Consider the following 19,704-nt stretch of genomic DNA (forward strand, 5'->3'; position numbering starts at 1 on the left):
GATTGGGGACTTTGTGTTTTAGGGTAGCTTTTCTACGCGGGATGAGCGTTTTGATATAGGATCACCCCAATTATTATCAAGGTTATTACAAGTAGCACGGCCAGGATAATCTTAATGACGCTTACCGGGCGCTGGCCGATAACTTCACCGGTGCTGGCATTAACTGTAAATTGATAAATCTTGTTATTGTAGTTATAGGCACTTACCCAAACCGGTAACATCAGGTATTTTATAGCTTTATCAAAATATTGGGTGTCGGTGCTGTCGATTCTTTGCTCGTCTCCGCCTATGTCGTCCCGTATTGCCGAATTTATCGCTCCAACAGTTTGTTCGGCCGCTTTAGTAAAACCTTGTTCCGGGCCTAACTGGTAAGTTTCGGAACGGAAACCGCTCATATAACGTTCATCAAACTTAACCAGCATATTAAAGTTCCATGGGCCGAGTTTGGTAAGCGTTTTTTCGGGCAATGAGTTGCTGGCGGGGACCATCAAATCGCGAAAATCACATTCCACCCTTCCTGATGCATATGACCAATCAGTATGGCGTACCTGCCTGGTTCTGGTCTGCGATTTCCCGTCTACGGTTTCAGTATACGTTTCGGTGGTGTAGTAGTAATCGCCGCGCTCACCGCTATAATCGGTGATGGTGTAGGTATCATAAGTCCAGTGAGGGAGGTAAACACCTTTTAGCGCCGATGACGCATCACTAACTTTTTTTGCCAGATCGTTTGGCGCCCACCACAAGCTTTTAAGCCATTTTTTGAAAAAATCAACACCCTGTTGTTGGGTAACGGCAAATGGCAAAATATAATGAGGCGGCACATATTGCTGTCCGCTTTCAAGGTCCAAAACCAGGGGAGCTGTACAAAACGGGCATTTATCCGAGGTTACAAACTGATCGAGGATGGTTTGAGAGCCGCAGCTTTTACAATTCACTACCTTAAGATCGGCACTTTGTTTATTGTTGTCAATACCGGCGACAAATTCGTCATAATCATAAGGTAGAATATCGCGGCTGTCGGGGGCACTTTCAATGGCGTTGCTCACGCCACAGTAATCACACAGCAAATTATGGGTGCCGGGATTAAAGTGCAATAACGCCCCACAGCCCGAACAGTTTAAAGAGTTGTTTATAGCCGATGGGTTAACCTCGTTGTTCATTTCAGAAATATAGAATTAGGAATGATTATAGGTTAGGCTATTGGTGGAGGGACGTTACTAAATAATTCGGCTATTTCCTCAACAGATGATGCTACAGCCCAGGCAGCCATGCCTTTTTTCCAAACCATACTTTCCCTGCTTAGCTGCCCGCTGGCTATCATCGCATTGATGTCGTTTAATGAATGCGGACCGTCAGATTTGCCGTCTTTCGCAATATAGTACTGAACAGCGGGCTGGGGTGGAGGAGGCGGTACATTGCCACCGGTATTGTTGGGAGTAACCTGATTTTGCTGAAAGATATTGCCAACCTGGCCCATCATCGCAGCGCCAACACCAAGGCCCATACCGGCAGCACCTAAATTACCGCCTATGGTATTTTCGGCAGATTTTTCAATAGCATTGGCAGCCTGGAATTGTGCATAAGCGCCGAGATTACCCAATATGCCCATTTCGCTGCGTTTATCCAGCACCTGCTCAACTTCGGGTGGCAGGGAGATATTTTCGACTAATAGTTTGGTTAGGTTTAAACCAAGCTCAGCGAAATCGGGTTGGATAGATTCTGTTATGAATTTGCCCATTTCGTTGTAGTTGGCTGTCAGGTCAAGCACGTTTATCTTTGATTCGGCTACGGCATCCATCCCCCGCGAAACAACCGTGTTCCGCAACTGCTCATTGATATCGTCAATGATGAAATCGGGATTAGTGGCGGCGATTTCCTTAATAAATACTTTGGGGTCCAGAACCTTAAAGTTAAACGAACCAAATGCCCTCAGCCGCACCGGCCCAAATTCAGCATCGCGGATCATTACCGGGTTTTTGGTACCCCATTTTTGATTGGTGAACTGACGCAGGCTTACGAAGAATATATCAACCTTAAACGGGCTTTCAAAGCCATATTTCCAGCTCATTAAGGTGGTTAAAAGGGGCATATTCTGAGTTTGGAGCTCATAAGTACCGGGAGTAAATACATCGGCGATGAGTCCCTCGTTCATGAAAAGAGCGGCCTGCGATTCGCGAACAATAAGTTTTGCACCCATCTTTATAGCATTATCATGGCGCGGAAATTTCCATACAAGCGTATTTTGGGTGGTATCAACCCACTCTATTACATCTATAAATTCGTTACGAAGGATATTGAACAGGCCCATATTTTTTTGATATCAGGTTTAAATAATGATTAAATATGTGAAAAAAACAAATAGGTGAATGCGCCCACTGCTAATTATTTTATGTTTTTAAATCTGCATAAAATAAAAAACCGGACACTAATCAATTGACTAATGCCCGGCTCAAATGTTACAAAATGAACTAAATTAAGGAACGATCTTATCAAGCGGCGGGATATTGGTTTCAGCACCAGCGTATCCTTTACTTTGATTGATGTGACCATTTACGTTCAGGTCGATCTCGCTTTGCGGGACAGGCCACAGCACGTGATATGGTGAAATAGTATAGTGGTTACCCGAGTTGGTTACAACATTAGGGTTTTTGTAAAAATCGTTCTTCTCCATTATCCTGTCGTAAAAGAAGTTGCTTGTTGAAAAATTAGCTATGTTATAGCTTTTTCCGTTATAAGCGGCAATTCCTGTTTGCGCAAAAATGAAAGCGATACGGGTAAGCTCGGTTTTACGTGGCTCCTCCCAATACAGTTCTCTTTGGCGTTCGTCAAGTATAGTGCCGATATTAACTTTGCCCGGATCTGTTAACAACTGTGCATTTGCACGTGCCCTTACTTTGTTGATATCATCCATAGCAAGTGCGGTTTGGCCTTTCCATACGTAGGCTTCGGCACGCAACAGGTAGGTTTCGGCTAAGCGAAAAACATACCAGTCGGTGTTGGTACCACGCGGAGGGCTCCACCATTTATCAAGCGCAATAGGGCCCGAGCCTATGAACACTTTGTAATGCGGCCAGCCAAACCAGGCGCGGATGGTATCTTTTGCTCCATTTAGGAAGCGTTGATTTACGTTAGCATCAGTATACTGTTCCAAATGTTTACCGTACCAGGTAGGGTCGGAAGTTTTAATTGCAGGACTGTTGTAAACCAGGTCAGTCATGTTCATCCAGTTGCCGGGTGCATGCCTTAAGTCTGTATTATCTGTCCAAATGTACTTGGTAGCATAAGGTGTACCACGTAAACGGCCAATACCACGGCCATACCATAAAGTAAGCGGGAACTCTTCGGTTACTTTATCCGAGATACCCGGCTTTAATGCACCCGGAGTAAGAATAGTACCGTTATGCCACATCGGCACGCAGTTCCTCATCACCTGCGATCCGTTTGGTGTTGCTCCGTCAAGTGTTTCGCGGTCAAGCACTACGTATAAAGCTTCGGCATTGGTTCCCAGCGCTTTGTTTTCAGGCCTGTGAAGGTCCCAGATGATGTTTTTAGAAGCATCGCCGGCAACAATACCAAAACGGCTGGTCATAAGGTGATATGGGCCGTTAATAGCAACGTTGGCGGCTGCAATGGCATCATCAAATAAACCAAGTGCCAGATCAACTTTAGCTAAAAGGTGGGCAGCACCGCCTTTGGAGATGTCGCCTTTAGCGTTCGCATCGGTAAGGTTAGCTACGGCGAACTCCAGGTCTGTTTTCATTTGCTTTAGGATAACGATACGCTGGGTACTGAAGTAGCCGGTGTTTACCGCAGTTTCTTCTTTTAGCAGCAATGGCACATCGCCAAACTCATGCACTAAACGATAGTAGCGGTAAGCACGATGAAATAAGGCTGTCGCTTTTACCAGGTTTTTATCGGCGTCTGACGGCCATTTAATGTTATCCAGCCTCGATAAAATAACGTTACAGTCATGTATCCCCTGGTACCAGGCGCTCCAGTAGCGGCCTATCTTGTTATAGTCGTCGCTGTTTAAGTTTGCGGTAGGGGTGATCCGCGCGTTCAGATCCTGTGCCGGCGTGGTTTTATCGGTAGTACCTTCAACTGCGGCATCAGTAAATATCGATTCGGTAAGCAACGGGGCCGAGTCGCCAAAGTATTCAAATCTGACGCTTACATTTAATGTAGCCAAAGCTGCTTTAAATGCAGCAGGTGAGGTATAAGTTACGTCGGGTGTAAATTTTGAAGGTGCCTGCGGATACAGATCGGCCCGCTTGGTACAACCCCCGGTTATAAATATGGTTACCGCTGTTAAAGCCGCAGCCATGATGTTTTTGTTTATCTTGTTCATGTATTAAATCCCTCCTTTAAAAAACTACGTTAAACCCGGCTGATAAATATCTTGGAGTAGGACCGCCGTTTTGCGGATCCCAAAGCGGCCAGCTTGAAAACACAGCTGCATTGCTTGCGTTCACAAATAATTTGGCGCTTGATATGCCCAGGCGTTTGATGAGCTGCGGACTGAAAGTGTAGCCGATAGAAGCGGTTTGCAGCCTTACAAACGAAGCTTTACGCCAAACATTAATGGTTGTGCCTGATGAACCTGAGTTTAAACGGGCGTAATCATCAATCTCGTTATCAGGTGTCCAGTAAGGCAATACGTATGAGTTCATACGCGCAAAGCCTACGCTGCCCGGGTTGTTTAAAGCCTGGTTGTATTGCCTTAACTGACCAATGCTTGATACCAGCAGGAATGATACATCGAAATGTTTAAGGAAATTAAAATCATTGCGTAACGACCAGCTGAAGCGTGGATTGGTAGAGCCCAGAAATTGCTTATCGTCGTTGGTGAATTTAAAATCGCCGTTTACATCCTGCAGTTTAAAATCACCGGGTTTAGCGCCGTATTTAGCTGCTTCAGTAGCATCTGCGGTTTTCCAAACACCCAGGATCCTGTAATCCCAAACAGCGTTGATATCGTGACCAATGAACCAGCCGTTGCCGATATCATCTTTTTCAACATTGGTGGTAACGCCGTTGGCATCGGTAACCGGGAATGCACCATACAGGTGAACAATTTTGTTGCGGTTTAAGAAAAATGTTCCGCTGGCATTCCAGTTAAAGTTTTCGCTTTTGATGACCTTGCCGTCCAATGAAATTTCAAACCCTTTATTGTTAACCTGGCCGATGTTGGTATACGGGTTTGAGTTATTAGTACCACCTGGTAAAATGTTTAATGAATTGTAACCCTGAACGTCAAGGATACTGCGTTTAACCAGCAGGTCGGTAGTTTTACGATCATAAACATCAATAGAGCCGCTAAGCCTGTTGTGCAATACGGTGAAATCAAGCCCGATGTTGGGGCCCACGGTGCGTTCCCATTTTAAGGCAGCGTTTTGTAAGGTACTTACATAGATACCGCTGTTGTTAGTAACCGTACCCGAGTTGTTTGCCGTGGGATATTTAACGCCACCCAATACAGCCAATGAGATAGAAGGATCGGCGGTAGTAGTAGAAGTACGGTTACCGTTAGCGCCATAGCTGAAACGTAGTTTGCCATAATCCAGCCATTTAAAAGCATCACCTTTCATGAAGCTTTCATCACTGAATACCCAGGCAATTGCTCCAGAAGGGTATACCTCGCGTGGATGCTGCAAGCCAAATGCGGAGAAACCGTCGCGGCGTACAGTGGCGGTAACAATGTACTTGCCCAACAAGGTGTAGTTGATCCTGCCCATGATGGCATCGGCATTATAAATTCGGTCATCGCTGCTTTCAACAGGTAAATTACCGGCGCCTATGTTGTGGTAACCCAAAATATCGGTTGGGGTTAACTGTGTGTTTGAAGCATTGGTATACCAGGTTTGGTATTTTTCTTTGTTAAGCAGGAAGGTTGCATCAAAGCTATGGATGCCAAATGTTTTGTTCCAGCTTAAAATATTATCAAGGTTGTACCTGTAGCGGTTTTCTTGCGAGCGTATAGCTGTACCTCCAGAAAGTTCATTAGGGTTAGCTACCGGGCGGAAAAAGAAGTTCCGGTACGATTCGATGGTTGGCGCATAATTCACCGTATACTTAATACCGAAAGGAAGATCCAAACGGGCAAAAAGTACCGAGAACAGCGTGTTTTGAACCGCTACGTTTTGATTATAGCGGTTGCCGAGAAATGGGTTACGCTGGTTCAAACCGCTGTCATCGGTATCGATACGGCGTAATGAGCCATCGGCATTGTACACATCTCCATAAGGAGATGAGTTAATGATCTGCGTCCAGTCGGCTTCGGTAGCGTCAATACCCTGACCACTCAGCGGGGTGCTGGCTGCACCTTCATCGCGGCTTGCAAACTGCGCATTTACACCAAGGGTTAAAAATTTAGCAGCCTTACCTTCCAGGTTTACGCGGAAACGTCCGTCGGTATACTGGCCGCCCTGGATCAGGTTCTGGTTTTTGGTGTAGTTGCCCGATACATAATATTTAACGGTTTCTGAACTTCCCGAAAAGCTGCCGGTATAATCCTGGCGGAAGCCATTGCGGAAAATCAGTTTTGACCAGTCGGTCATTTTACCAGCCTGGTAGTTGGCAATCTCGTTAGGGAATAAGCCCAAACGTTGCAGCCAGATGGTAGTTGGGTCGCCTGTAGCACCATTGAGGAACTGGGCAAGCGTTACACCATCGGGCAGTTTGTTAGGGTTGCTGTAATAGTAATAAGGATTTGAAGTATTAGAACTGCGGGCACCGTCGGCACGCCAGTTAAGAAAGCCGTCGCCGGTGTAATATTTTTGATTTTGCAATAGTTGAGCGATACCAAAGTTGGCATTCAAGGTGATTTGGGTGCCGCCTTTTTTACCTTTTTTAGTGGTAATGGCTACAACGCCGCCAGCAGATTGAGCACCGTATACAGCAAGTGCGCTTGGGTCGCGCAGTACATCAACGCGGTCGATATCGTTAGGGTTGATATCAGCCAGCTGGCCGGGATAAATAACACCATCCAATACGATAACAGGCTGTACGTTGCCCGAAAGAGAGGCTTTACCCCTGATCTGCAGGTCGCCTGTACCGCCGCCTTTGGCTGAGGTATTCAATGCAACCGATATCCCCGGGATGTTACCCCTGATAATGTCTGTAGCACTGGCCGGGTGTTCATTTTCCAATTTCTCGGCCTTAACACTGCTGATGGCACCGGTAACATCTTTAACGGCACGTGTGCCGTAACCTATAACTACAACTTCTTCCAACTGTTTGTTGGCATCGGCCAGTGTTACATCAATTGTTGTGCGTCCATTAACTGGCTGCTCTTGTGTGGCCGAACCCACAAAGCTGAAAACGAGTATAGCGTTGCTGTTGGCTGTGATAGAATAGCTGCCTTTTAAATCAGTAACTGTTACCGCACCTGTCGACTTGTTTTTTACAGTAGCGCCAGGTATTGGCAGACCCTGGCTGTCTTTAACAATACCTTTCACGGCAATGTCCTGTGCGAACGTGCGTGTTAGTATTGTAATAAGTAAAACAAAAATTAGCGTAATTTTTTTCTTCATAATTAATTGCTGTTTAATTGGTTAAGCAGCCCATGGCTGCCGGAACGGGCTATAGGCAAACCTGGTTTACACCATAGCGATGCAGGTAAATAACTGCTATGCAATCTTTACTTCATATAAGCGATTTGTTGGTTAAGCGTATTACTAATTGGTATTTGGTGGGGTAAATGTAACGCGGAATAAACCAATAATGCAATAGTTTGATTGTGTGTAAGTTATTGATTTTAAGATGTTTAAATCAATTTTGATACGTTTTGATAACGAGGAACTCAAACGTTGAAGTGGCGTATTTACAGCAGGTTACACCCGGTTTGTTTTTGCAGCTGATACGCTTGATGAACAAGAAAAAAAAGTGAAAATAATTTAAAAAATGACAAAGGAGGAGATCGGGGAGATGGTTAATACTTGTTTTATAATGATAAAAATGAGGTTTTCACGCTATGAGGGTCCTCTGCGAGCTTGGGTTAACGCACAAAACTAATAGCAAATGGCTATTGCCAATCGACTGATTAGCGTAGGTTGAACCCCCTCTGGGTTTCGTAAAAGTGGGGAAGGATATTTCTACAAACCTTTTCCCGCTCTGGGTGACTAATAAACAAACATTAATTGAGATGTACTGACAGGTGGTGCACCAGAGGTGCAAAAGGTTTGCAGCTTCCAGTTCCAGTGGTAATCCTTTGCCCAGAGGGGCAAAACAAGGAGCTTTGCTGAATAAATCATCGTCGGCCACAACGGCGTCGTGTTTATAGCAAATATGGAGTATGTTTTAGCGCGTAGGTGCCTTCTATCGATATTCAGAAAGTTTACCTCACATCACCAACACCGTCCAGCCTTGCTGATCATTCTTCTTTCGTGATTTTTTCTTTTCATGCAACACTTTTTTTATGCGGATGGCGTAAGTCCAGCAGGTGCTTTGGCGGATATCGAGCTTTTCGGAAAGCTGGTGCGATGATATCGTGCCGTTAGTACTGTAAATAAGATAGGTTAGATAAAAAGCCTTATTGATAGGGATGCGGCTGTTTTGAAATATGGTATTATGCAGCGCTGATTCTTCATAACTGCATTTGGTACAGCGGCGGCTGTGCGGCAACCTTCCGGCACAATATGTTGTATTTGAGCAGCGGGTACAAATAAAGCCGTCTTTCCATTTTAAAGCCGACAGGAATTTAAAACAGGTTTCCTGGTCGGGATACTTTGCGCTGAATTCTTCATAGCCCAACTCTGTAGATAACGCGCGTGATTCGGTAACCTTTTCAATGTTTGTTTTGAGCTGAACATTATCTTTTTCAAGCAAGACATTCATTCTTAATATTTCACCAGCCTGCTTTTCCAACTGCTGGTTGGCCCGTAACAATTCTCTGTTTTGGTTTTCGATGATCTGGCTTTGTTGCCTCACCTCGTTTGATTTTTCAACCAGTTCGTGTGTACGGATTTCAACCTGGCGCTCCAATTCCTCATTTATCGAATCCTTCAACTGGCTGTTCAATTGCATTTGCCGTATGGTTTCTTCATGGGCTGCATCCTTCTCTTTCCGCAGGATCCTTACCTGGTCGCCAATGGCAAATGATAACAGTACCATCTCAATAATAAAACAAAAGCTGAGGCTATAGTAACTTATAGGAGCTGGTAAAAAGTAAGTATAACCAAGAGCGGTAAGAGCTTTAACTATAAAGCCCACAAACAAAATGGAGTAGGCCAGCACAAAAAAGCGGGCCGGCTTGTAACCGTTTTTATAGATATACACACCGGTAGCAAAAGCCAGCGATAGCGGAATCACTTCAACAAACTTATATACAAACAGCGAATTGTTGAAGAAAAGGCAATACAGAAAATAGGTGGTGCGCAGCAATATCACACAATTGATTATCCTGTTTAATTGCGGAGCTTTTGTTTTAACCTGCAATAACTCCTTGCTGAATATCAGGGCACAAATACTGGTAAAATATAGGGCAGTGCCGTTCCCGTAATTATTTAAAGCCGGCGCTCCCGGCCATAAATATTGGAACGCGATACCATCGGCACTCATTTCGTAAAGGCCTACGCTTAAAATGTAAAATACGTAGTACAGGTATTGTTTCTTTTTAACCGCAAGGAACATGAGTAGGTTATGGAAACAAAAAATAAGGATCATGCCATAAAACAGGCCGTAGGTTAAGTATTCGTTAAGCGCATAATGAATAAAGTAATTAATGGTACGGTAAACTATAATAACATTTACCGCATTGTGCGATTTGATCCTGAAATAATAAGTATGATAACCAGGTTTGGTATCTCCGATCTGAAACTCAAAGTTTTTATGATGAAAAAGCCTGCTGTTGAAATTAAGGCTAGCGCCCGATTCACTTTTGATATAGTTACCTGCCGCATCAGGCATATAAGCCGTTACCTCATCGGTTGTTTGATCAAACAGCTCAATAATGCTGTTGTTGTTTACAGGTTCGCTAAAGTACATCCGCACGCGAAACCAGTAAGCAGAGTTTTTATAGTGATTGCTGGGATAGTATGAGCTGTTTTCGTTAAAAGAGGAGCTTATTTCCTGTATATCCCGGAAAGTTAGCTTGCCGGTGCTATCCTGCAGGTATTTTACCTCGTTAAGGGTAAACTTATGTTGCTGAACACTTTTATCAACCCGGAGTATATTTTGAGCACGAGAAGTAAGTGCCCATAGGCATATAAAAAAAACAAATAAATACTTAGTCAATGCAGGTAAATGTTTAATCAAATGTTTTCAATAAGTAGTGTAGCTTGCAATAATTTAAAATGCATAATTATTGCATTCTCCCATTTTTTGGGATGACGGCCATACACAATAATGTTTATTAAGAACAGGTTTATAATATCCCAAATATAATTAATTGTTAATTATTTGTCGTTGCTGGTTGCTCTATTTTCTTTATGTTTTCTGACACGCTTTTGATGGATTGTAATTCACGATGTATCAAAATAGGATAAAATTTGCGAATGAAAGCCTGCTACATTTTGATACCTTTGGCAACAACCAGTTATTAATTACGGCGGATGTTTCAGCAATTAAAGGCCTTTTTGCTCATTTTTTTTATATGCTATTCTTTAGCAGCCATAGCAAAAGGCCCTGGTTTCCCGGTTAGGTATTTAGGTATTGAAGATGGCCTTTCAAACAATGCGGTAACCTGTATTACGCAGGATAAATATGGCTTTATGTGGATGGGAACTTATGACGGCCTCAACCGGTATGACGGCTACACATTTAAAGTCTTCCGGAACATCTGGGGCGATAAAAACTCGCTCGTCAATAATCACATTAAATCCATTAATGCCAGCGGCGGGCGAATATACGTGGGAACCGAAAAAGGACTCATGTATTTTGATTATGCCGACTCACGCTTTCACGCGCTTTATTGTTATAATGAAAAGCATGAGCCCATTAAAATTGGGTTTAATATCAATGAGATAGTCTCCGACCGGTCGGGCAATATTTTCGCGACCAATGGTACATACGGCTTCCTAAAATTTGGGAAAACAGATACCATTGGCAAAGAGATCCTGTATGATGTCAAAAAACAACAGTTTAATACAATTGCTGCCCAGATGGATACGCAGGGCACTATCTGGATTCTGGTAAACGGGGTTGGGCTTGGCAGGTACGATGCAGCGGCTGAAAAGATAAAAATTGTATCCCAAGAACTGGCATATGCAGGTTGTATGACCATTGATGGAAAAGGTAAAATTATTGCAGGCGCAGGTAATGAATTATGGATGTATGATCCTGTCACCTTGAAAACTACGCGGCTGGAGAACGGGCTTAACAAAGTGACCAACAACAATATTTTCAGCCTCACCACAACTAGAAACGGCGATATCTGGGTTGCAACCAATGGGGGAGGGATTAAAGTTTGGAACCCGGAGACCAATACGCTCATCTATATCAATGCAGGCGAAACACCTAACAGCTTACGGAGCGATGCTGTTGATGCTGTTTATGAGGATGATGAATCCCGGATCTGGATAGCAACCTTACGGGGTGGCGTGAACATTATTGACCGTAAACCGGCCTCATTTCATGTGTTCGCGCATGATGCTTTTAATAAAAACAGTGTTATCAATAATTTTATCCTGTCGTTTTGCGAAGATAAGCAGCATAATGTATGGATTGGCACTGACGGCGGCGGGTTAAATTACTGGAACACGAAAACAAATACGTTTACTGCCTATGTACACCAAAATATTCCGGGATCTATCAGCAGTAATTTTGTTGTAAGTATTTTAAACGACTATACCAATAAGATTTGGGTGGCAACCTTTAATGGTGGCATTGATGCGTTTGATAATGCAACCGGCCGGTTTAAACATTATAGCTGTTATAACCCGGTAGATAAAAAAGAAGAACGGAATTTTTGGAAGCTTTATGAAGATTCGCAGCACCGTTTGTGGGCAGGCAGTACCTGGGGAGGGGCATTGTTTTTGTACAACCGAGCCAAAGATCAGTTTGAACTTTTTGATAACAGCCTGGTAAATCTCCACGCGCTTTTTGAAGATCACAGAGGTAATTTGTGGGCGGGAAATTATAGTCGTCTCATCAAAATAGATGTTCAGCATAAAAAACACCAGGTTTATTTTGTCGGCCAGGCCATCAGGGCTATCACCGAAGATAATAAACGCAATTTATGGATTGGTACCGAAGGCGGAGGGCTGCTTCAATATAATACCGACACCCATCAGTATAAAAGATATACCGAATCGGCAGGGTTACCGAGCAATACTGTACTGAATATATTGGTTGATAACAGCGGGAATTTATGGTGCAGTACTTATAACGGCCTTTCTAACTTTAATGTAACAACGGAAAAGATCACCAATTACAACGCATCTGATGGATTACAAAGTAACCAGTTTAATTACAACGCGGCCCTAAAACTGGCATCAGGCAAAATGTTGTTCGGCGGTATAAAAGGGTTTAATTTGTTCTCGCCTGATAGTATTGCTCCTTACGCGCACCAGCCCCGGCTCATGCTTTCTGATTTTAAAATAAACAATGTATCAATTGAACTCGATAGTGCCTATGGCCTAAAACTGCCGTTAAATGAATTAAAGAAAGTAACTATCCCGTTTAGCCAGGCTACGCTGAACATCAGTTACACAGCGCTTGAATATTCATTTCCCGAAAAGATCTCCTACGCCTATTACCTTGAGGGCTGGGACCATGGCTGGAACTATGTAGGCAAAATAAAGTCGGCCTATTTTTCGCGTCTCAATGAAGGCTCCTATACACTGAAAATCAGGGCTACCAATACGGAAGGGCAGTGGACAGCGCCACCCATTACCATTAAAATTATTGTTTTGCCACCATGGTACCGCACCTGGTGGGCCTATGTAATTTACCTGTCATTAATAGTTGCTATAGGTTACGCGTTTTACAGGTACAGATTAAACCAGGCCAGGCTCAGGTTTAAGGTAAAGCTGGCCAACCTGCAGGTGGAGAAAGAAAAGGAGCTCAACGAAAAGAAGCTGACTTTCTTTACCAATGTATCGCATGAGTTCAGGACTCCGTTAACGCTTATTATTAACCCTATAAAGGACCTCCTTAATCAAAGTAAAGGCAATACCGAAGAGTTGAGCACGATATACCGCAACGCACGCCGTTTGCTGGGGTTGGTTGATCATTTGCTCCTTTTCAGAAAAACCGAAAGTGAAAATGCGTCGCTTAAAGTGAGCAGGTTAAATTTTGTTACTTTATGTAATGAGGTTTATTCGTGCTTTATTCAGCAAGCCAAAATTAAACACCTTAATTATACCCTCGCAGGTGGAGCAGATGCCATTGAAGTATACTGCGACCTGGAAAAGATAGAAATAGCCTTATTTAACCTTATTTCAAACGCTATAAAATTTACTCCGGATAAGGGGATTATCCACGTTGTAATTGAACAGGACGATGTTTATGTATATTTTAAGGTAATTGATAATGGTATAGGCATAAATACCGAAGCGGGCGACAGGCTGTTTGATAAATTTTACCAGGCAAAGGATAAAAATTATTTCCGCAAGGGTTTTGGCATAGGCTTATACCTGGTTAAGGTTTTTATAGAAAGTCATAAAGGTAATATCCGCTACTCTAATAATCCCGATGGGGGGACAACTTTCGTGCTTGCGTTGCCAAAGGGCAAATCACATTTTTCGGAGGATGTTATTGCTGACGATGTTGTGCCAGATTACACTTACGTAAATGACCTTATTGGCGAAGATAACAAGGATGTTATGCCGGAAGATGAGGACTTGGCGGCATTGGAACTCTTCAGTTCGGCGCGGCATACGCTTATCGTGATTGATGATAATGATCAGATCCGTTCATACATCAAAAAAATTTTTACGCCGGGCTATAACGTAATCGAGGCACAGGACGGTACTACTGGCCTCGAACTTATCAAGAAGCATATTCCCGACGTAATTATAAGCGATATTGTAATGGACGGCATTAGCGGACTTGACCTGTGCCGGATTGTTAAGGAAGATCAGGCTATAAACCATATCCCTGTTATCCTATTAACCGGGGACACTACGCCTGATATTATGCTTAGAAGTATAGATGAGGGAGCCATTGATTTTTTACGCAAACCATTTGATAAAGAATTGCTGATAGCCCGGGTAAAAAGTGTATTGCGCAATAAAACCGAGCTCCAAAACTATTTTTATAAGGAAGTTACCAAGAAAAGTACCGGCCGTAGCATCTCCCAGGAAAACAAAGACTTTCTGAATAACTGTATTTCGGTAATTGAGCATTATTTTACCGACGATAAGTTCGATGTATACGTGCTGGCTAAAGAGATCGGCATCAGCTATGCAACGTTATTTAAACGTCTTAAAAACATCACGGGGCAATCGGTCAATAACTTTATCCGGTTTGTGCGCCTGCGCAAAGCTGCCGAATTATTGATCCAAACCAATTGTAATGTCAACGAAGCCGCTTTCCAGGTTGGCTTTAGTGATGTGAAATATTTTCGCGAACAATTCTTCAAACAGTACGGCATCAACCCGTCTGATTTTATCAAAAAGCACCGCGCCAATTTTCAAATTTCGTATCGACTGAACGAGTTCGAAAAAAGCTCTTCCAAATAGCCCGCCTTTATTAGGATGATATTCCATCACTCTGAAAGCTTGCTGAAATAAAATAAAAGTGAATTTGACACTTATTTTCTCGTGTATTCTACAGAAATCATCAAAAAGGCGTGTTTTTGTATGTTTTGACCCCGGTAATTTATAGTTTTACCCCTCTCTCGTAATGCCAAATTACGCTTATTTCGTTCCAACCGACAGGCAATAATCAGTACCAATATTTTATTGCCGGCAATTCATAAACTAAAAATTAATGCAATGAAAGTTTCAAAAATGCGCAACCGGGCAGCTTTTGCCATGGTGTTAAACCAGCCTGGATAGGCTCAGTTACCGCCCAAAATTCCAAATTAAATGAACCCTATAAACCAAATTAAATTATGAAATATAGATTTACTCTCTTAAAAAGTTTTTCCGTATTGCTTTTAATGATGATGCTCACAGGCATTGCTCAGCTGGCAAGCGCGCAAACAAAAATTAATGTAAAAGGTGTTGTAAAAGATGCCACCGGCAATGTGTTGCCCGGTGCAACTGTAAACATCCAGGGCACAACCCAATCAACCACAACCGATGTTAATGGCGCTTTTAAAATGGAAGTTGCCGAAGGCTCAACGTTAAAGATCTCTTTTGTGAGCATGATAACCAAATTCATTGAGGTTACAAAAAATACCACCACACTAAATATCGTACTTGAAGATAGTAACAAGCAGCTTAATGAAGTTGTAGTAGTAGGTTACGGTACGCAAAAACGATCGGACGTTACCGGCTCTGTTACAACGGTGCCTAAGTCCCGCTTGTCGCAGTTGCCTGTTACAAACGTTTTGCAGGCCGTAGAGGGAGCGGTTGCCGGGGTAACTGTAACCACATCATCCTCAATTCCTGGTCGCCAGCCTTCAGTTACGGTTAGGGGGCAAAACTCTATCTCGGCTGCTTCTGGCCCTTTTGTGGTAGTTGATGGTATCCCGCTTACCAAAAGTGGAGGATCACTTAATGATATTAACCCCAACGATATTGCATCAATGGAGATCCTTAAAGATGCTTCCGCCGTTGCTATTTATGGTGCTAACGGCTCGCAGGGCGTTATCCTGATCACTACAAAACGTGGTACTACTGGTAAACCTGTAATTCGTTACAATGGATATGCCGGCTATGAAAATCTGGGGCATATACTTGAACCACGTGGTCCGGCCTCATTTACCCAGAAGTTCCTTGATTATGAGTCGCAAAACCACTTAACCCAGCAATTTCCCGAGCCGGTGTATAATAACTCTGAAAGGGCTAACTACGCTGCCGGCCGCACTATTGATTGGGTAAAAGAAGTTACCCAGCAAGGCTTTATGCAGGATCACAACCTGAGTGTAACAGGCGGTACCCCTGATGTTAAATACTTTTTATCAGGCGATTACCTAAAACAAAAAGGTGTGATAAAAGGCTATCAGTATAACCGTGCAAGCGTACGTTCAAACTTGGATGTAAACGTAACCAGCTATCTGAGTGTAGGCGCCAATTTGTATTTCGCCAATAATAATTATGATGGCGGCAGGGCAAACTTACTCAACGCTACAGCCATGAGCCCCTATGGTAACATATATAATGCTGATGGCACTTATGCCATTTACCCAATGGCCCCCGAACAGCTATATGTTAATCCTCTGCTTGGTTTAACTACCGACCAGATAAACCGAAGCGTGAATATAAGCGGCAACGGCTATGCCGAAGTAAAATTTGGCGGTGTACTCAAAGGTTTAAAATACCGCTTAAATGCCGGGTATACTTACCTGCCTACCCGTGTAGACGGCTATAGCGGCCGTTTGGCTAATACACCTTTAGGTTCGGCAACCGCGGTAAGTTCCGAAACAAATAGCTACACGCTGGATAATCTGTTGCTTTATACCCGCGATTTTGGTAAGCACCGGATCGATTTCACCGGCTTATACAGTGCTCAACAACGTAAATATTTCATTTCGGGAATAGCCGGTACTGGTTATATAAACGACGAACTGTCATTTAACCAGATTGGTATTGGCGCAACAGTATCAGGTGCAAGTGTAAATGGCTTTTCAGGGAGCTATTCAGACAGATATGCGCTTAATTCGCAAATGGCCAGGTTGAATTATTCATATGACAGCAGATATCTGGTAACCCTGACCGTAAGGCGCGACGGTTCATCAGTATTTGGTGCCAATACTTCCAAATATGGCTGGTTCCCGGTTGCAGCCCTTGGTTGGAATGTAAGTAATGAAGATTTTCTCAAAAACTCCAAACTGATCAATAGCTTAAAGCTTAGGGCATCATATGGTAAAACAGGTAACGAGGCTGTAAGTGTTTACAGAACCATTACATCGGATGGTACGGTAAGGTTTCCTTTTAATGGGGTAAGCACCGTAGGCATACAAGCAAGCAACCTTGGTAATGGCAACCTGCACTGGGAGAGCACTAATCAGGCTAATATCGCGGCCGACTTTTCTGTGTTAAATAGCAGAATCAGCGGTACCGTGGAATATTATGATTCAAGAACAACCGGGCTATTGTTAAACCGTGCACTACCAACCATTACCGGTTACAACCAGGTTGTTGATAACATAGGTAAGGTAGCAAATAAAGGTATCGAGGTAACGCTAAATACCCGCAATATTGATGGCAAAGATTTTAGATGGGAAAGCACTATTGTGTTTGCAGCTAATAAAAATAGAGTTGTTGCCCTTTATGGCGATGGCAAAGATGATATTGGCAACAAATGGTTTATTGGCAAACCTATCAATGTAATATATGATTATAAAATGACCGGTGTTTGGCAAACAGGTGAAGATCCCTCCAAGCAGGATCCCGTTGCTAAGCCGGGGGATTTGAAATTTGCCGATATTAACGGCGATGGTAAAATTACTGCCGATGGTGACAGGGTAATATTGGGACAGCAGGACCCTAAATGGACGGGCGGTTTAACCAACACATTTCATTATAAGAATTTCAACCTAAGCATCTTTGTACAAACGGCACAGGGCATGTTAAAAAATAACGCCGATTTAAATTATGCCGACGAATCGGGCAGAAGAAATACGCCTGCCGCGGTTGGTTACTGGACACCAACTAATAATAGCAACGACTTTCAGTCATTAACTTATACCAACACGCGTGGTTATGGTTATCCGCGTAATGCCAGTTACACCCGTATTAAAGATGTGACTTTTAGTTACGTAGTTCCTCAAAGATTGCTTGATAAAGCAGGCATAAGCGGTTTAACCTTTTATTTAAGCGGTAGAAACCTGAAAACGTTTACAAACTGGATAGGATGGGACCCTGAGGCCAATTACTCAACCCGCGGATCGGGCGATTGGGTAAATAATTATCCACAAACCCGTACAATCATTTTAGGTGCTAATATTTCTTTAAAATAACTAACCCGTAAAAAGACATGAAAAACTATTCAGCAATATTACTCTTTGCAGGTGTGTTAACAGCATTCGCATCTTGCAAAAAATCATATCTCGACGAAAAACCATACTCGTCATATACTCCCCTTACTGTTACCGATTCATTGGGTATGGAGGCATCGGCAATAGGTTTATACAACCTTGAAACCGGTATCCTAACCTATTCAGGTGCGCAAGGCTGGCCAAGTGTTTGGCAGGTAGGTACCGATGTGGCGAACGCTACAGCCCAGCAGCAGGGGATAGAGGTGCCTTATTATAATTATAGTGCGCTGGCACCACAGGATGACGCCGCCAAATATATCTGGGGCAAATATTATGCGATGATCAATAACGCTAATATTATAATTGACAATGCTGAAAATCCATCAAATACAAAATTAGGATCTATAGGAAAAAAGCAAGTGGAAGCAGAGGCCAAGTTTTTCAGGGCCTATGCCTACAATAACCTGGTTACCTTATTTGGTAAAGTGCCGCTTACTGATCACGCTTTAACTGTTCCGAAGATAAACTTTACCCGTGCGTCTCTTGATGATTTAAACGCGCTTATTACCAGTGACCTTAACTATGCAGTTACTAACCTGGCCGACCTGAATGCCGGTACCGCGAAAACAAACGCTCAGGGTAAGCCGGTTGGCAGGGCTAACAAATATATGGCAATGCAGTTGTTAGCCGAAGCTTATCTGCGTATGGGTAAAAACGACCTTGCTGAGCAGCAAGCTCAAGCCATTATCAATAGTGGCAAATTTAGCCTGATCAAAGCCCGTTACGGCGTAAGGGCAGGTGGCGCAGGCGATTACTATTCAGATATGTTTGTATATGGCAATCAACGCCGTGCGCAAGGCAACGCCGAAGCTATCTGGGTGCTTGAGCAGGAAAATTCATCAGTTGTTGTAGGTGGAAATGTGGATAATGCTCAGCAACGCAGGGTGTGGGGCGCGGCATACTATCAGATTCCGGGAATGTTGCCTTGCGATTCCTTAGGTGGTCGTAGTATCGGGAGATTAAGATTAAGTAACTGGGTGCTTTATGGGCTGTATCCACAAGGGGACATTCGTAATTCACAATACAATATTAAAAGACAATACTATTACAATGATCCTAAGTACCCTGCGTTATTAGGAAAACCTGTACCATTTGCTGGCGCGGATACCTTATTCAGGATTTGCCCGAGTACAACTAAATGGGGCGCGTTTGATCCTAACGATACTTTTGGCTACGCCATGATCAAGGATTTTATCATGATGCGTTTAGGTGAAACTTACCTGCTACTCGCCGAAGCACAGTTTAAACAAGGTAAAACTGCTGATGCAGCCACTTCTATTAACCTGTTAAGGACGCGGGCCAATGCACCACAGGTAACGGCCGCGCAAATGACACTTGATTTTATACTTGATGAACGTGCCAGGGAATTGATCGGCGAGGAAAACCGCCGCCAAACCTTGATGCGTACAGGTACACTGGTTGACCGTGCCACGCGGCTTAATAGTAACGATGCCGTTCACCCAACAACCGGGCTCGCAGCTAAGAATCTGCTGCTACCTATCCCTCTGTCTGAAATTCAGTTGAATAAAGATGCGGTGCTGGAGCAAAACCCGGGTTATTAATTAAAACACAAATAAAAAGTAAGGGCAATATCCATTGCCCTTACTTTTACTTTT

Annotated in this window: 8 protein-coding genes; 3 read left to right on the forward strand and 5 right to left on the reverse strand. The window is 43.4% G+C overall.

The window, feature by feature from the left end; translation table 11 throughout:
* Nucleotides 1–32: 32 nt before the first annotated feature.
* The 5 genes from BLS28_RS06010 to BLS28_RS06030 all read right to left on the reverse strand — a co-directional run bounded on the left by BLS28_RS06010 (nt 33) and on the right by BLS28_RS06030 (nt 10,233).
* Nucleotides 33–1,160 carry a zinc finger domain-containing protein gene (locus BLS28_RS06010; RefSeq protein ID WP_091163363.1) on the reverse strand — a complete coding sequence of 376 codons (1,128 nt, stop codon included), beginning with the start codon at nt 1,158–1,160 and terminating at the stop codon, nt 33–35.
* A 32-nt stretch (nt 1,161–1,192) separates the two neighbouring features.
* Nucleotides 1,193–2,308, reverse strand: a complete 1,116-nt coding sequence (locus BLS28_RS06015; protein WP_091163364.1) for an SPFH domain-containing protein — start codon at nt 2,306–2,308, stop codon at nt 1,193–1,195.
* 165 nt (nt 2,309–2,473) lie between these two features.
* Nucleotides 2,474–4,348, reverse strand: coding sequence for a RagB/SusD family nutrient uptake outer membrane protein (locus BLS28_RS06020; protein WP_091163365.1), 1,875 nt, complete (start codon nt 4,346–4,348; stop codon nt 2,474–2,476).
* A 16-nt stretch (nt 4,349–4,364) separates the two neighbouring features.
* Nucleotides 4,365–7,532, reverse strand: coding sequence for a SusC/RagA family TonB-linked outer membrane protein (locus BLS28_RS06025; protein ID WP_091163366.1), 3,168 nt, complete (start codon nt 7,530–7,532; stop codon nt 4,365–4,367).
* 808 nt (nt 7,533–8,340) lie between these two features.
* The gene (locus BLS28_RS06030; protein WP_091163550.1) at nt 8,341–10,233 is read right to left on the reverse strand and encodes a 7TM diverse intracellular signaling domain-containing protein; all 1,893 of its coding nucleotides are present in this window, start codon (nt 10,231–10,233) and stop codon (nt 8,341–8,343) included.
* 317 nt (nt 10,234–10,550) lie between these two features.
* Here BLS28_RS06030 and BLS28_RS06035 point away from each other — a divergent pair, with 317 nt between their 5' ends.
* The 3 genes from BLS28_RS06035 to BLS28_RS06045 all read left to right on the forward strand — a co-directional run bounded on the left by BLS28_RS06035 (nt 10,551) and on the right by BLS28_RS06045 (nt 19,650).
* Nucleotides 10,551–14,621: a hybrid sensor histidine kinase/response regulator transcription factor gene (locus BLS28_RS06035; RefSeq protein WP_091163367.1), complete on the forward strand. Its 4,071-nt coding sequence runs from the start codon at nt 10,551–10,553 to the stop codon at nt 14,619–14,621.
* 374 nt (nt 14,622–14,995) lie between these two features.
* Nucleotides 14,996–18,010, forward strand: a complete 3,015-nt coding sequence (locus BLS28_RS06040) for a SusC/RagA family TonB-linked outer membrane protein (protein ID WP_091163368.1) — start codon at nt 14,996–14,998, stop codon at nt 18,008–18,010.
* A 17-nt stretch (nt 18,011–18,027) separates the two neighbouring features.
* Entirely contained in the window at nt 18,028–19,650 is a 1,623-nt protein-coding gene (locus tag BLS28_RS06045) for a RagB/SusD family nutrient uptake outer membrane protein (protein ID WP_091163369.1), read from the forward strand.
* The last annotated feature ends 54 nt before the right edge of the window (nt 19,651–19,704 follow it).

The organism is Mucilaginibacter gossypii, assembly GCF_900100945.1.
Taxonomy (GTDB): domain Bacteria; phylum Bacteroidota; class Bacteroidia; order Sphingobacteriales; family Sphingobacteriaceae; genus Mucilaginibacter; species Mucilaginibacter gossypii.

What these genes read in the sequence shown, in the direction of transcription:
- BLS28_RS06010 (WP_091163363.1), bottom strand. Translation starts at nt 1,160, where the DNA reads ATGAACAACGAGGTTAACCCATCGGCTATAAACAACTCTTTAAACTGT.
- BLS28_RS06015 (WP_091163364.1), bottom strand. Translation starts at nt 2,308, where the DNA reads ATGGGCCTGTTCAATATCCTTCGTAACGAATTTATAGATGTAATAGAG.
- BLS28_RS06020 (WP_091163365.1), bottom strand. Translation starts at nt 4,348, where the DNA reads ATGAACAAGATAAACAAAAACATCATGGCTGCGGCTTTAACAGCGGTA.
- BLS28_RS06025 (WP_091163366.1), bottom strand. Translation starts at nt 7,532, where the DNA reads ATGAAGAAAAAAATTACGCTAATTTTTGTTTTACTTATTACAATACTA.
- BLS28_RS06035 (WP_091163367.1), top strand. Translation starts at nt 10,551, where the DNA reads ATGTTTCAGCAATTAAAGGCCTTTTTGCTCATTTTTTTTATATGCTAT.
- BLS28_RS06040 (WP_091163368.1), top strand. Translation starts at nt 14,996, where the DNA reads ATGAAATATAGATTTACTCTCTTAAAAAGTTTTTCCGTATTGCTTTTA.
- BLS28_RS06045 (WP_091163369.1), top strand. Translation starts at nt 18,028, where the DNA reads ATGAAAAACTATTCAGCAATATTACTCTTTGCAGGTGTGTTAACAGCA.